The sequence below is a fragment of the Streptomyces sp. NPDC057445 genome (assembly GCF_042802855.1).
Taxonomy (GTDB): domain Bacteria; phylum Actinomycetota; class Actinomycetes; order Streptomycetales; family Streptomycetaceae; genus Streptomyces.
The window spans coordinates 1-14237 of sequence record NZ_JBHVDH010000014.1 but is presented as its reverse complement, the minus strand read 5'-3'; the positions used below and the strand labels follow the sequence as shown (position 1 = coordinate 14237).

General features: G+C 70.6%; 16 protein-coding genes. 11 read left to right on the top strand and 5 right to left on the bottom strand.

Going from position 1 to position 14237, the window contains the following annotated elements; genetic code table 11:
- Positions 1-15 precede the first annotated feature (15 nt).
- The 4 genes from ACFU5O_RS25430 (at position 16) to ACFU5O_RS25415 (ending at position 4431) form a co-directional block, all read left to right on the top strand.
- Complete coding sequence (locus ACFU5O_RS25430; RefSeq protein ID WP_384244114.1) at positions 16-852, top strand: Tat pathway signal sequence domain protein; 837 nt, start codon at positions 16-18, stop codon at positions 850-852.
- Positions 853-1006: 154 nt separating this feature from the next.
- A complete protein-coding gene (locus ACFU5O_RS25425; protein WP_384244113.1) occupies positions 1007-2317 on the top strand; it encodes a copper amine oxidase in 1311 nt (436 codons plus the stop codon).
- Between the two features lie 91 nt (positions 2318-2408).
- Positions 2409-3653 carry an SAV2148 family HEPN domain-containing protein gene (locus tag ACFU5O_RS25420; RefSeq protein ID WP_384244112.1) on the top strand — a complete coding sequence of 415 codons (1245 nt, stop codon included), beginning with the start codon at positions 2409-2411 and terminating at the stop codon, positions 3651-3653.
- Positions 3654-3708: 55 nt separating this feature from the next.
- Positions 3709-4431 carry a 3'-5' exonuclease gene (locus ACFU5O_RS25415; RefSeq protein WP_384244110.1) on the top strand — a complete coding sequence of 241 codons (723 nt, stop codon included), beginning with the start codon at positions 3709-3711 and terminating at the stop codon, positions 4429-4431.
- 150 nt (positions 4432-4581) lie between these two features.
- On the opposite strand, the gene ACFU5O_RS25410 is transcribed toward ACFU5O_RS25415, so the two are convergent.
- Positions 4582-5433 carry a phosphotransferase enzyme family protein gene (locus tag ACFU5O_RS25410; protein WP_384244109.1) on the bottom strand — a complete coding sequence of 284 codons (852 nt, stop codon included), beginning with the start codon at positions 5431-5433 and terminating at the stop codon, positions 4582-4584.
- A gap of 145 nt (positions 5434-5578) precedes the next feature.
- On the opposite strand from ACFU5O_RS25410, the gene mgt reads away from it, so the two are divergent.
- The 4 genes from mgt (at position 5579) to ACFU5O_RS25390 (ending at position 9444) form a co-directional block, all read left to right on the top strand.
- Positions 5579-6772, top strand: a complete 1194-nt coding sequence (gene mgt / locus ACFU5O_RS25405; protein ID WP_384244108.1) for a macrolide-inactivating glycosyltransferase — start codon at positions 5579-5581, stop codon at positions 6770-6772.
- Between the two features lie 420 nt (positions 6773-7192).
- Complete coding sequence (locus ACFU5O_RS25400) at positions 7193-8395, top strand: S8 family peptidase (protein WP_384244107.1); 1203 nt, start codon at positions 7193-7195, stop codon at positions 8393-8395.
- 82 nt (positions 8396-8477) lie between these two features.
- Positions 8478-9044, top strand: a complete 567-nt coding sequence (locus ACFU5O_RS25395) for a DUF1697 domain-containing protein (RefSeq protein ID WP_384244106.1) — start codon at positions 8478-8480, stop codon at positions 9042-9044.
- Positions 9037-9444, top strand: coding sequence for a DUF4440 domain-containing protein (locus tag ACFU5O_RS25390; protein WP_384244105.1), 408 nt, complete (start codon positions 9037-9039; stop codon positions 9442-9444). The genes ACFU5O_RS25395 and ACFU5O_RS25390 overlap by 8 nt, the downstream gene beginning before the upstream one ends.
- Here ACFU5O_RS25390 and ACFU5O_RS25385 read toward each other — a convergent pair.
- Positions 9413-9604 carry a DUF4236 domain-containing protein gene (locus tag ACFU5O_RS25385; RefSeq protein WP_384244103.1) on the bottom strand — a complete coding sequence of 64 codons (192 nt, stop codon included), beginning with the start codon at positions 9602-9604 and terminating at the stop codon, positions 9413-9415. The genes ACFU5O_RS25390 and ACFU5O_RS25385 overlap by 32 nt on opposite strands.
- 200 nt (positions 9605-9804) lie before the next feature.
- Here ACFU5O_RS25385 and ACFU5O_RS25380 point away from each other — a divergent pair, with 200 nt between their 5' ends.
- The 3 genes from ACFU5O_RS25380 to ACFU5O_RS25370 all read left to right on the top strand — a co-directional run bounded on the left by ACFU5O_RS25380 (position 9805) and on the right by ACFU5O_RS25370 (position 11624).
- Positions 9805-10266: a hypothetical protein gene (locus ACFU5O_RS25380; RefSeq protein ID WP_384244102.1), complete on the top strand. Its 462-nt coding sequence runs from the start codon at positions 9805-9807 to the stop codon at positions 10264-10266.
- 96 nt (positions 10267-10362) lie between these two features.
- Positions 10363-10980, top strand: a complete 618-nt coding sequence (locus ACFU5O_RS25375) for a DsbA family protein (protein ID WP_384244101.1) — start codon at positions 10363-10365, stop codon at positions 10978-10980.
- A 65-nt stretch (positions 10981-11045) separates the two neighbouring features.
- Entirely contained in the window at positions 11046-11624 is a 579-nt protein-coding gene (locus ACFU5O_RS25370; RefSeq protein ID WP_384244100.1) for a TIGR03086 family metal-binding protein, read from the top strand.
- Positions 11625-11676: 52 nt separating this feature from the next.
- Here ACFU5O_RS25370 and ACFU5O_RS25365 read toward each other — a convergent pair whose 3' ends face one another.
- The 3 genes from ACFU5O_RS25365 to ACFU5O_RS25355 are packed head-to-tail and all read right to left on the bottom strand — an operon-like array spanning position 11677 to position 14156.
- Positions 11677-12435, bottom strand: a complete 759-nt coding sequence (locus ACFU5O_RS25365; RefSeq protein ID WP_384244099.1) for a sirohydrochlorin chelatase — start codon at positions 12433-12435, stop codon at positions 11677-11679.
- 7 nt (positions 12436-12442) lie between these two features.
- On the bottom strand, positions 12443-13378 hold the full coding sequence (locus ACFU5O_RS25360) for an ABC transporter permease (RefSeq protein ID WP_384244098.1): 936 nt from the start codon (positions 13376-13378) through the stop codon (positions 12443-12445).
- The gene (locus ACFU5O_RS25355; RefSeq protein WP_384244097.1) at positions 13365-14156 is read right to left on the bottom strand and encodes an ABC transporter ATP-binding protein; all 792 of its coding nucleotides are present in this window, start codon (positions 14154-14156) and stop codon (positions 13365-13367) included. The genes ACFU5O_RS25360 and ACFU5O_RS25355 overlap by 14 nt, the downstream gene beginning before the upstream one ends.
- Positions 14157-14237 lie beyond the last annotated feature (81 nt).

The window sequence follows — 14237 nt, the reverse complement described above, 5'->3', positions numbered from 1 at the left end:
TAATAGGGGGGAAAAGTGCGCAAACTGGTGCGCCGGCACCTGGGGAAGGTGCTGGCAGGCACGGCCATTGCGGTGACGGGCACCGCCGCCATGATCGGAATCACGCTGCCCGGCACGGCAGGGGCGGACGACGGCCCGGGTGGCCGCGCCGCGGCCCGGGCGTCCGGCCAGGGCACGCAGGGGCAAGGGGCGGACGGCCAGGGCGAAGGGGCCGGGGCCCCTGATCCGGGAGTCGTGGCCGAGGCCGCGGACGAGGGCGAGAAGGGTGTCGGCCGGGACCCGCTCACCGACGACGAGCTGAAACGCGCCGAACAGCTGGCGACGGCTCCGGACGCACGCAACGGCCGGGACGCACGAGGCGGGCGCGGCCCGCAGCATCTCACCACCGATCTGGCCGAACCGGATCCGTCCGACGCGGGCCTCGCCGCGCCGCGCCGCGCCGTCGTCTCGTACTACGACTACAGGACCGACCGGCTCGTCACATCGACGGTCGATCTCACCACGGGGAAGGTCGAGCAGAGCGCTGCCCAGCAGGGCGTTCAGCCCTCGCCGCACCGCGAGGAGCTGCGGGAGGCCGCCGAGCTGATCCTGGCGAGCCCGCTCGGCTCGGGGCTGAAGGCGGACTACAAGGACGCCACCGGCAGCGCGCTGACGTCCACGGAGCCGCTCACGCTGAGCGGATACGTCTACCGCAAGGACCGGGAGGCCCGGATCCCCGAGCAGCTCGGCGCCTGCGGGGTGCACCGCTGTGTGCGAGTCATCACCAAGATCACCAACGGGCCGTGGATCGACAGCCGGGACGTGGTCGTGGATCTGAGTGCCCGCAAGGTCGTCGGCGCGCCGACCGGCTGACAGGACTCGCCGGGCCGGAACCGCCGTACGACCCGGCAACGGTCCACGCCCGCCGGCGCCTGCCCACGGATCCTTGTCCGCGCCCCCGCCGTGTCCCCATCGCATTCCCGTCCGAACGTCTTCCGCACCACCGTCCGAGGGAGTTCCTCTTCGCATGGACAAGAGCAGATTTCCGCACGCCCGCAAGCCTGCCTCGGTGCTCGCCGCCGCGGTCCTGCTGGGCGGCGCGCTGACCGCCGCGGCCCCCGGCGCGGCCACTGCCGCCGCCAAGGCCCCGCAGGCGCCGGCCCCGGCGCTGCCCTGCAGTGCGCCCTACCAGATCACGTCCACCCTCGAGGGCGGCACGACCTGGCGCATGTGCTGGCACTACGACACCTCCGCCGGCCTCGTCCTGGACAAGGTCAGCTACCAGCCGAAGGGCGAGCCGCGCCCGATCCAGGTGCTCAACAGCGCCAAGCTCGCCCAGATCCACGTCCCCTACGACGACGCCCAGGCCGAGTACGACGACCTCACCGGCTTCGGCTTCGGTTACGGCCTGCAGAACCTCAAGCCCACCGAGTGCCCCGGCGGGACCATCAAGAAGGTCAAGGTGCCGGAGACCGGCCAGGTCAGTGGCCTCTGCATGACCACCCGCTCACGCGGCCACGCCTACCGCCTGGCCAACGACGAGGGCACCAAGGTCTGGCAGGCCCAGGGCAAGGACATGCTCCTCTACACCGTCAACAAGGTCTCCTGGTACGAGTACATCACCGAGTGGCGGTTCTCCTCCGACGGGACGATATCCGCCAACGTCGGCGCCACCGGCAGCCTCTCGCCGGGCGACTACAACGCCGGCGACGGCCGTGGCTGGCCGATCGGCAAGGGTGCCAAGGACTACGCCACCAGCCACAGCCACAACGTGTTCTGGCGGCTCAACTTCGGTCTCGACGGGAACCCCAAGGACCGGATCGAGCAGTTCGACTCCAAGGTCACCCCGCCCACCGGGAACGGCAGCCCGAAGACGAAGACCACGCGTACCCCGGTCACCAAGGAGCTCGCGGGCGACGCCAGGGCGATGCGCTGGTGGCGCGTCGTGAGCGCCACCGGCAAGAACAAGGACGGCCACGCCCGCTCGTACGAGATCGTGCCCGGTCCCACCTCCAAGCACGCCGGCCGCGAATTCACCAAGCACGACGTCTACTTCACCCAGAACCGCGCCTGCGAGCAGTTCGCCAGCAACAACACCCTCAACTGCGGGCGGGGCGCCCCGAAGAGCGTCGACAAGTGGGTCAACGGCGAGACGCTGACCAACCCGGTCGCCTGGGTCAACATCGGGTTCCACCATGTCGCCCGGGACGAGGACCAGCAGCCGATGCCGGTCCACTGGCAGGGTTTCCAGCTCGCGCCGAGGGACGTAACCGCTATGAATCCGCTCACTCCGGACGATCTCGCCAACCAGAACGGGGCGCCTCCGCTGGGTCGTTGAGAGAAGACCATGCCGATCCGGCTGCACCGCCTCCCGTCGGCGGAGTACTCTTCCTTGATCGTTGGAGGGGGAGCGGGAAGGCGGTGCGCGGGTGAGTTCGGGAGGGCTGGAGCTGCCCCCTGGTGACGCTGGTCACGAGGGGGACTCCGCCGACGTCCCGCCCGGGGCGGTGTCGCTCGCCCGGCCGGTCGAGTTGGGATCTCAGATTGGACCGGAACTGGACTGGAGCGCGGACGCCTGGAGCGAAGTGCGTACGCGCGCCCAACGGGCCGGCCGGGCCTACATCTGGCTGAACCTGGTGGAGCAGCGGCTCCGGGCGGTCGTGGCCGCCGTGCTCCGTCCCATCTACGAGCCCGTGCACGGCGAGGACTGGGTCGTCGCGGCCGCCGGCCCGGCAGGCCAGGAGTGGGTGCAGCGCGCCGTCGCCGTACGGGAGGTCTCGCGCCGCAAGGGCTATCTCCTCGACCCGGCCGACGACAACGTGCTCAGCTTCCTGACCCTTCCGCAGCTCAGGGAGCTGATGGTCCAGCACTGGCCCTGCTTCGAGCCGTACTTCGACGACCGGCGCGACGTGGAACTGGCGCTGGACGAGCTGGAGGTCGCGCGCAATGTGGTCTCCCGCAACCGGGCGCTGAACGAGGCCGTACTGGCCCAGGCCGAACGGGCGTCGGCCCGGCTGCTGGAGATCCTCGGCAGCGGGGCGGGCGTGCCGTCGGCGGACCGGCTGCCGGTCGACGCGGTGGAGGACCTGGTGGGGGACCGGTACGCGGACGTGGTCTCCGTCCATCCCGACCGGGTGCGCCTCCAGCGGCAGCTGCCGGCCGAGGACCTCTTCGGGGGCGCGCGGCGCCTCGACGCCATCGGCATAGGGCTGAATCTGCTCGTGCAGAACTTCTCGGGACGGCGACTGGTGCGACTCGCCGAGTCCGGTGCCCGTGTGCGGCTGCTCTTCCTCAATCCGGCCAGCAGCGCCGTCAAGCGGCGGGAGCGGGAACTCGGCGTGAAGAAGGGCGAGTTGAGCCGCTCGGTGGAGATGAACATCCTCCATATGCGGCGCGTGCGTTCGAAGCTGCGTGACCCGGGTGCCTTCGAGATCAATGTGTTCGACGAGACGCCCCGGTTCACGGCGTACCTGGTGGACGGGGACGGTGCCGACGGGCTGGCCGTCGTGCAGTCGTATCTGCGGCGGGCACGGGGCATGGAGGCTCCTGTGCTGGTGCTGCGGGGTGGCGGACGGTCGGTGGTGAGGACGGGTCAGGACGCCGAGCACGGGCTGTTCCAGACGTACCGCGAGGAATTCGAGTCGGTATGGGCCGATTCCCGGCCGGTGTCCTGACTGTCAGTGCCGCGTGCGAGAGTTTTCGTCAGCACCACAGACGAGGGGGGACCACATGACGTGGCACCGTGAGCCGCTGGCCGGTTTCGACCTGGAGACGACCGGTACGGATCCGCTCGACGCGCGCATCGTGACCGCGGCGGTCGTCGTCGTGCGGGAGGGTGAGCCGACCGTGCGGCGGACCTGGCTGGCGGACCCGGGGATCAGTATCCCGGCGCAGGCGTCGGCGATCCACGGCATCAGCAGCGAGCGGGCGGCGGCGGAGGGCCGTCCGGCGGGCGAGGTGGCGGGCCAGATCGCCGACACGCTGGTGGGACACTGGGCGCAGGACATCCCGGTCGTCGCGTACAACGCGGCCTTCGATCTGACGCTTCTCTCGGCCGAACTGGCCCGGCACGGGCTGCCGTCCCTCTCGGAACGGCTGGGTGGCGCGGAGATCGGACCGGTCGTCGATCCGTACACGATCGACCGTGCGGTCGACCGCTACCGGCGGGGGAAGCGCACGCTGGAGGCGGTCTGCGGGGAGTACGGGGTCGTCCTGGACGACGCCCACGAAGCGTCGGCGGATGCCCTGGCGGCGGTCGAGGTGGCCCGCGCGATAGCGGAGCGCCATGCGTCGGTCGCGGCGCTGGCACCCGCCGAGCTGCACACCCGTCAGATCGGCTGGTACGCGCAGTGGGCGGCCGACTTCCAGGAGTTTCTCCGCCGCAAGGGCACCCCGGACGCGGTGGTGGACGGTTCCTGGCCGCTGCGTGAACGCGCAGCGGTCTCCCGCTGACGTCTGACTGGCGGCTGACGGTTCGCGGGCGGGTGCGGCACGCCCTCTGCCCCGCCCCCACTTTCCGCGCCCCGCGGCCCGGGACCGTACGGCGGCCCGATGTGACGCACCGTCGCGGCGTGCCGGGTGCCGACGGTGGGGCAGATGCCGTCAGAAGGGATACCAGCGGACCTCGGGGTCGTCCTCGCGCAGGGAGGCCACACGCCTGCGGAACTCGGCGAGCGCCTTCGGGTTGGACGGGGCGTGCTGGGCGACCCAGGCGCAGCCGGCCGTTTCGCGCGCGCCCCGTAGAACGCCGCACCCCGGCCATTCGCGTACGTCCCAGCCGTAGTCCGCGGTGAAGGCGTCGTACGCCTCGGCCGCGAGGCCGTAGCGGTCGCGGGAGAGGGCGAGGACGACGAGGTCGTGCTCGCGGAAGTCGGACGAGACGGTCTCCAGGTCGACCAGGACAGGGCCGGCCGGTCCGACGTGGACGTTGCGGGGGAGTGCGTCGCCGTGGATCGGGCCCGGCGGCAGATGCGGTGACAGTGCGGCCGCCGCCGCGGCGAAACCGTCCCGCCGCTCCCGCAGATACGCCGCCTCCGCCGGATCGATCGCGTCGCCTGCCAGCCGCAGCCACCGGTCGACACCGGCCAGAAGCTCCCGTGCCGGCAGCGCGAACGGCGGAGCGGGCAGCGCGTGCACCTGGTGCAGCAGCGGTGCCAGGTCCCGCGCCTCGGCGGGACGCACGGCCTCGGGCAGCCGGTGCCACACCGTCACCGGGTGGCCCTCCACCAGACGGGCCTTCGGCTCTGCGGCCCGTACCGCCGGGACCCCGGCGGCCTCCAGCCACCCGGCCACCGCCAGCTCGCGTTCCGCGCGCTCCAGCAGCTCCGCGCTCCGCCCGACCTTCACCACCACATCCCCGGCCATGAACACCGCGTTCTCCCCGAGGGCCAGCAGGGCTCCGTCCCGCGGCAGTCCGGTCGCGTCCAGTACCGCCCGCGCGCGTGTCTCGTCCATGGCCCGGATTCTCGCATCCCCGCCGGTGGCGCTCACGAGACCGTTCGGCGCACGCCGGGCCGTCGCCGTGCACCGCCGGGCCGTCGCCGTGCGCCGCCCGCGATTCGATTCGCACGAGACGTATCGTCTCGCATAGGCTGAGGACATGACCCGACCCAACCGTGCCCATATCGCCATGTTCTCCATCGCCGCCCACGGGCACGTGAACCCGAGCCTCGAGGTCATCCGGGAGCTCGTGGCCCGTGGGCACCGTGTCAGCTACGCGATTCCGCCGTCCTTCGCCGAGAAGGTCGCCGCCACCGGCGCCACTCCGGTGATCTACACCTCCACGCTGCCGACCGACGACGAGCCGGAGGCGTGGGGAACCGAACTGATCGACAACATCGAGCCCTTCCTCGACGATGCGGTCCAGGCGCTGCCGCAACTGGCCGCGGCCTTCGAGGGGGACGAGCCCGATCTGGTCCTCCATGACATCACTTCGTACCCGGCGCCCGTGCTCGCCCATCGATGGGGCGTGCCCGCCGTGTCCCTCTCGCCGAACCTCGTCGCCTGGGAGGGGTACGAGAAGGAGGTGGGCGAGCCGATGGCGGCCGGGCTCAGGGCGACCGAACGCGGCAGGGCGTACTACGCCCGCTTCGAGGCGTGGCTCGCCGACAACGGCATCGGCACCCACCCGGACCCGTTCGTCGGGCGTCCGCGGCGGTCGATCGTCCTGATCCCCAGGGCACTTCAGCCGAACGCCGACCGGGTCGACGAGGGGGTGTACTCCTTCGTCGGTGCCTGCCAGGGCGATCGCGCGGAACAGGGTGAGTGGCAGCGGCCGGCGGACGCGGAGAAGGTGCTGCTCGTCTCGCTCGGGTCGGCCTTCACCAAACAGCCGGACTTCTACCGCGAATGTGTGAAGGCTTTCGGTGATCTGCCCGGATGGCATGTGGTGCTGCAGGTCGGCAAGTTCGTGGACCCGGCCGAGCTGGGCGATGTGCCGGCGAACGTCGAAGTCCGCAACTGGGTGCCCCAGCTTGCCATTCTCAGGCAGGCGGACGCGTTTATCACCCACGCGGGTGCCGGCGGCAGCCAGGAGGGCCTCGCCACGGCCACTCCCATGGTGGCGGTCCCTCAGGCCGTCGACCAGTTCGGCAACGCCGAGATGCTCGTCTCACTGGGCGTGGCCCGGCATGTCCCCATGGAGGAGGCCGATGCCGCGACTCTCCGCGAGGCGGTCCTCGCCCTCGTCGGCGACCCCGGTGTCGGGCGGCGTCTCGAGGAGCTCAGGGCCGCGATGGCCACCGAGGGCGGCACGCGGCGCGCGGCCGACCTGATCGAGGCGGAACTCTCCTAGGGCCTCTCCGTTCGGATCCTGCCGGGCTCGCGTGCCCTGGCGCCGCTCACCGATCCGGCCTGATCCGAACGAAAGACGCTGGGCGTCTGCCCTGATTACCGACGAGCGGGCGGGCCAGGAATCCCTCGGGTTCCGGTCCGCCCGCTCGCGTTTGCCCAAATTCTCCACGGTCACACGGCAATTACAAAGTGGGCACATTTTCTCACCCGAATTTCCCTAGGTGTAGAGGAACTTCAACGGGGAGTCCGAGTTGTGGAGCCCTGGCCGATTTCGTATTACGAACCTTTGTTGATCAAGTTACAGCTGGATGAAGGTCTTGATCTGAGCGCGACAATCGGTCAGGGTTTCGAGGCAGCCCCCGGAGATTTTCCTTCCGGAGGCCAATCCCCCCACAAATTGATGGCGAGGAGACCCCTCTTCATGGCAACTCACAAGCGCGCGAGCAGGACCAAGCTCACCGCGGCGATCACCGCCGTGGCCGCCGCTGCCGGAGTGACCGTACTCAACACATCTTTCGCCGGAGCCGCGACCGCGCCCGTCGAAGGCAAGATCTATGGCGCGAATGCCGAAGGTGCCGTCGCCGGAAGCTACATCGTCATGCTGGACGAGAAGGCGAACAAGCAGGAACTGGCCCAGGAGTACGGCGGCAAGCTGCAGCGCAACTACAGCTCCGCCATCAACGGCTTCTCCGCCAGCGGGCTTTCGGAGACCGAGGCCAAGCGCCTCGCCGCCGACCCGGCCGTGGCCAAGGTCGTCCAGAACAAGAAGTTCAGCATCAACGCCACCCAGGAGAACCCGCCGTCCTGGGGTCTGGACCGGATCGACCAGGCCGACACGGCTGCGGACAGCAAGTACACGTACCCGGACGGCGCCGGCGAGGGCGTCACGGCGTACGTCATCGACACCGGAGTCCGTGTCTCCCACAAGGACTTCGAGGGCCGCGCAACTCACGGTTTCGACGCCGTGGACAACGACGACTCCGCCGACGACGGGAACGGCCACGGCACGCACGTGGCGGGTACCATCGCCGGCGCCTCCCACGGAGTCGCCAAGAAGGCGAAGATCGTCGCGGTCCGTGTTCTCGACGACAACGGCTCCGGCACCACCGAGCAGGTCGTCGCCGGTATCGACTGGGTGACCAAGAACCACCAGGGCCCCTCCGTCGCCAACATGAGCCTCGGCGGCGGCGCCGACCCGGCGCTGGACGAAGCCGTCCAGAAGGCCATCGCCGCCGGTGTCACCTTCGGTGTCGCCGCGGGCAACGAGTCGAGCGACGCGGGCCAGGGCTCCCCCTCCCGGGTCAAGGAGGCCATCACCGTCGCCTCGTCGACGAAGGACGACACACAGTCCGACTTCTCCAACTTCGGTTCGGTCGTGGACATCTACGCCCCGGGCTCGGACATCACCTCCGCGTGGAACGACAGCGACGAGGGCAAGAAGACCATCTCCGGTACGTCGATGGCCACTCCGCACGTCGTCGGTGCGGCCGCGGTCTACCTCGCCGGCCACAAGGACGCCACCCCGGAGCAGGTCGCCAAGGCGCTGACGGACGGCGCCACGCCCGACAAGATCAGCAACGCGAGCGAGGGTACGCCCAACAAGCTCCTCAAGGTCGTCGAGTGATCAGCTGATCGACGCCGGCTCATGAACCGGCGGCCGCCGTGCCCTCCCCCACGGGGCACGGCGGCCGCTCTAATGTGTGACCATGGCGAAGACTTATGCGTATGCGCTGCTGCTGCGCGGGATCAACGTCGGCGGACACCGGAAGGTCCCGATGGCCGACCTCCGCGCCGTGCTGGCAGAGCTCGGGCATGGCGACGTCCGTACGTATCTCCAGAGCGGCAACGCGGCCTTCACCAGTGCGATGCGCGACGAGGCGCGGATCGCCGCGGACATCGGCCGCGCCGTCGAGCGGAGGTTCGGCTTCGCCGTGGACCTCCTGGTCCGCGGAGGTCCCTATCTCCGGGCCGTCGTCGAGGACTGCCCCTTCCCGGCCGCCGGACTGGAGGGCAAGCAGCTCCACGTCACCTACCTCTCGGACAACGTGGATCCCGGCCGGCTCGCCTCCATCGACGCGAAGGCCTTCCTCCCCGAGGAGTTCCGGCCGGGGGACCGCGCCCTCTATCTGTACGCCCCCGATGGGCTCGGGCGCTCCAAGCTCGCGGCAGTGCTCGCCAGACCCGCCCTGTACGAGGGGATCGTCGCCACGAGCCGCAACTGGAACACCGTCGTCAGGCTGGCCGACATGACAGGGGAGACGACCGATGCCTGAGCCGTCCCCGTACAGCCCGGCCGTCACCGCGGCCATCGAGGGCGAGATCCGCCTGCTCGACCCGGTCGTCCGCACCCGTCCGGCGCTGCTCGCCGGACTGCTGCACCCGGAATTCCTGGAGATCGGCACGTGCGGCCGGCGCTGGGACCGCGACTCCACCATCGACGCGCTCGTCCAGCAGGGAGCCCGGGCGTTCCGACCCATCACCGCGTCGGACATGAAGGGGACCGAACTCGCCCCCGACGTCGTGCATCTGACCTTCGTCGGGGAGTCGAACGGCTGCCGCTCCCACCGCAGTTCACTGTGGCGGCGGACCGGGGACACCTGGCTGCTCTACTTCCGCCAGGGCACACCGTTCGGTGCCGGTCTCAGCGCCGACGAGAGCTCCGGCGCCAGCTGAAGCCTCCGGGCAGCCGCGCCGACGCGTCGTGGCGACCGCCGCTGTGCCGCGTGACGTTCGCGCGGCGTGTCCCGAAGCGTACCGACCAGCCGTGGGTGCTGATGCTCAGGTGCATCAGCTTCGGGATGATGGTGATCTGTTTGTGGTAATAGATCGACATGTCGGCCTCCTTGCCGCAATGGTGCTCCAGGTCCTCGCCGCGTCCGTCACCGGACTGCCACGGTCGTGTCACCGCAGGGCAGACATGTCCTCATCCCGCGGCGGGATCCCGGCCCCGGCCGGGTTCTCCTCCGGATGGGCGAGCCGAGCCACGCCCGGCGCCGGACGGCGGTGTCGGTGCCGCGGCCTATCGTCGACCTCATGCATGACGACGGTGACGGACCTCCACGGGCCCTGGGCGCGCGGGCCGCGCAGGAACGGGCGGCCGAGGTGCGGATCGCGTTCGAGGGGATGCTGCAGATCCGCCGTCTGACGAACACCGGCGCCGCCGACCCGGAGGCCGTACCGGCGCCCTGGGAGCGCGGCCGGACGGTGCGGGCCGTCTCGCTCGCCCTCGAAGCCGCCGGCATCCCCCCGTCCGCCGTCGACGCGTCCGGCCGTCGGACAGCGACGGGATACCGGGTGCGGGCGGCGGAGGACGAGCCGGAACAGGTCACGGTCGAGTGGCTCGGACCGCACGGCAGCGGGGCCGCCGGAGAGGAGGAGCGTGCGCTCGCGGAGTGCGTACGGACGCTGGAACGTCTCGGCTGGGACGCACTCCTGTACCGGGGACGAGGCCGCCACCGCTTCGTGGAGGTACGGCCACCGCATCCCGGGAGCTGAACGGCCGTGGCCCGTGCACGCGCGCGCGATTGGCCCGGGCACGTGGGCACGGATTGGCCCGGGGCAGGGGGACACTCCGCGCCTAGGGTCTCATCCATGACGACCGACCACACCGCCACCGTCGACTTCTACTTCGACCCGGCCTGCCCCTTCGCCTGGATCACCTCCCGCTGGATCCTGGAGGTCGAGAAGCAGCGTGACATCGATGTGCGTTTCCGCCCCATGAGCCTCCATCTCCACAACATCGGCAATGAGCTCCCCGACTGGTACCGGGACCTGGTCGACCGGTCCGTCGGCCCGGTACGGGTCGCGGTCGCCGCGGCGGAACAGCACGGAGAACAGGTTCTGCGGGAGCTGTACACCGCCCTGGGCACCCGTATCCACCAGCAGAAGGCCGAGGACTTCGACACCGTGATCGCCGAAGCCCTCGCGGAGACCGGACTGCCCGCGCCACTCGCCGCGGCGGCACACGACACGGCGTACGACGAAGCGGTGCGCCGCAGTCACGAGGCGGGCACGGACCCCGCCGCGGGCGGATACGTCGGCACGCCGACCATCCATGTCGACGGCGCCGTATGGTTCGGGCCCGTCCTCAACTCCGTCCCGCGCGGCGAGGAGGCGGGCAGGCTCTTCGACAGCTTCCGGGTCCTCGCGGGACACCCCGACTTCTTCGAGCTCAAGCGCACCCGCACCGGAAAGCTGAACACCGACTGATCCGCCGGGGACCGCGTCGCGTTTGTTCAAGACCGGGCGCCGCAGCGCGGCCTACCGTCCCGGACATGAAGAACATCCGTCCCCACCTCGTCGAATGCGCCGCCGAAACGGCGCGGGTCGCCCGCGGTGTCACCGCCGCCCAGTTGTCCACTCCCTCCACCTGCGCGCGGTGGGAGGTCCGGCACCTGGTGAACCACCTCGTCCTGTACACCTCCCACGGCCTCGAACACCGCGCCCTGCGCAAGCAGTTGCCCGAGGAGCTCACGGCCCGCGACTTCACCGCGGAGCCCGACTGGGCGGAGCGCTATGCCGCCCAGCTCGACCGGGCCCTCGCCGCCTGGTCGGACCCGGCGGTGTGGGAGGGCGACATCGACCTGGGGTTCACAACGATGCCGGCGAGCGGTATCGCCTCGCTCCTCGTGAAGGAACTGGCCGTCCACGGATGGGACCTGGCCCGCTCCACCGGACAGGACTTCCGGATCACGGACCCGGCCGCCGGGCTGGTCCTCGACGTCGTCCGGGAACACGCGGAGATCTACCGCCGGTACGACGGCTTCGCCGCACCGGTACCGGTACCGGATTCGGCAGGTCTCTTCGACCGCGCTCTCGCCGCGACCGGACGGGATCCCCACGGACGGCCATGAGACCCGGCCCGATGGGCGGGACGCCGGCGGGGGCGGTCACGGGGAGAGGCCCTCAGGCGCCTGCCGCAGCCGCGAGCACCGGGGCCTGCCGGGCCTCCTCATAGCGTTCCAGCAGCAGAGCGGCCAGCTCGGGGGAGGGCCCCAGCACATCCGCGAGTACGTCCGCGTCCGCCGCTTCTGCGCCGTCGGCGATACGGTCCGGGAGGCGGCCCGGGGCGATGACGTACGGTGCCACCGCCACCCGGCGCACTCCCTCTGCACGCAGCGCACGTACGGCGTCCTCGGTGCGGGGAAGGGATGCGGAGGCGAACGCAGGTCGCACGGCGCACCAACCGGTGTGCCGCAGCTCCCGCGCATTTTCAGCGATCACTGCGATCGCCTCCGGGTCGGAGGAGCCCGCCGAGGCCAGGACGACCCCGGTCGAACGCTTGTCGGCGGGCGTGAGCCCTGCCTCGTACAGCCGCCGCTCCACCGCGTCCAGCAGCAGCGGGGAAGGGCCGAGGACCTCTGCCTGGGTGATCCGCAGCCGGGGGTGCCTGGCCCTGGCCTCGCCCAGGACGGACGGAATGTCGGACTTGGCGTGGAAGGCCCTGGTCAACAGCAGCGGCAGGGCCACCACATGCCGTACGCCGTCGTTCGCCATCCGCTCCAGCACCTGCGGCACCGACGGTGCGTTGAAGTCCAGGAACGCCGTCGACACCCGGAGTCCCGGGCTCAGCGCGCGAACCTGTCGCACGAGGGCGTGCACGGTCGCGGCGTGCCGCGGGTCGCGGCTGCCGTGGGCGATGACGAGGAGTGCGGGGCCGTACATCAGGGACTCAGTTCTTGACGAGCAGACCGCGGCTGCGCAGCACCCACCGCTCCAGCGGACTGAAGATCAGCAGGTCGATGGCGATACCGACGATCAGGATGAGGATGATCGCGAGGAACACCCCGGGCATGTCGAAGTTGTTGCGGCCGTTCTCCAGCAGCTGGCCCAGGCCCAGGCCCAGTTCGGGCGAGGAGGCGATGATCTCGGCGGCCATCAGCGAGCGCCAGGAGAAGGCCCAGCCCTGCTTCAGACCCGCGAGATAGCCGGGCAGCGCAGCCGGCATGACGATGTGCCAGGTGCCCTTCAGCCCGACGGCGCCGAGGGTGCGGCCCGCGCGCAGGAAGAGCGGCGGTACCTGGTCGACACCGGACACCAGGCCGTTGGCGATCGACGGGACCGCGCCGAGCAGGATCACCGTGAACATCATCGAGTCGTTCAGGCCGAGCCAGATGACCGCGGGCGGGACCCATGCCACCGACGGCAGTGACTGCAGACCCGACAGGATCGGACCGAGGGCGGCGCGGACGAACTTGACCCGGGCGACCAGCAGTCCGAGCGGCGTACCGATGGCGAGGGCCAGGAGGAAGCCGAGCAGTCCGCGCGAGACGCTCGTCCAGACCACCTCGAGCAGGGTGCCCTGCAGCCACATCTCGGACACGCTGTCCCAGACCGCGGACGGCGGCGGGAGCTTGTAGTCGTCGGTGACCCGCAGCTCGACCAGAACCTGCCACACCACCAGCACGAGCGCCACGGCGAACAGCGGGGGCAGCACCTTCTGCACCAGCACCTGGCGTACCGGAGTGCGGCGGATCTGGACCGCGTCGAGCGCGTCCAGGCCGGCCTCGAGACCGGCGATGTCGTCGGTCCGCGCGGGCCTGGTGTCCCTGTCGGTCACCTTGCCCGCGACCTTGGCGACCTCATCGGTGGTGTCAGTGCTGGCCATGGCGGCGGATCTCCCCACGCAGTTGTTCGGTGATCTCGACGGACAGCTCCGCGACGGCGGCGTCCTCGATACGGCGCGGCTGGGGGATCTCGACCGTCCACTCGTGGGCCACCCGGCCGGGGCGGGACGACAGCAGCACCACGCGCTGCGCGAGCCGTACGGCCTCACGCACGTTGTGGGTGACGAAGAGGACCGAGACGTTCGTCTCGCGCCAGATCCGGGTCAGCTCGTCGTGCAGCACGTCACGGGTGATCGCGTCGAGCGCCGCGAACGGCTCGTCCATCAGCAGCAGATCGCTGTCCTGCGCCAGCGCCCGCGCCAGGGCCACGCGCTGGCGCATACCGCCGGACAGTTCGTGCACCCGCTTGCGGTACGCGCCGCCGAGCCGGACGAGCCCGAGCAGCCGCTCGGCCTCCTCACGGCGCTCCGCCTTCGGGACCCCGCGCAGCCGCAGGGCCAGTTCGATGTTCTTGCCCGCGGTCAGCCACGGGAAGAGGGCGTGCTCCTGGAACATCAGGGCCGGCCGGCCGCCGGGGGTCTCTATGGACCCGGCGGTAGGCCTGTCCAGCCCGGCGACCAGGTTGAGCAGGGTGGATTTGCCGCACCCGGAAGCCCCCAGGAGGGTGACGAACTCGCCGGGAGCGACATCGAGGCAGATGTCGTCCAGGACGAGCTGCTGTCCGGCCGGTCCGGCGAATGACTTCGAGACATGCTCGATACGGGCGGCGTGCGACAGCGCCGTGGGGTCTTCGGCAGCCTTGGCAAGCGTGGTGGCCATGGTCGTCACCTCCTGGGAGCGGGGATGGGTGGGCTTCTGCGCGTGTTACTCGGCGCCGAGTCCGGCGTCGGCGACCTCGGG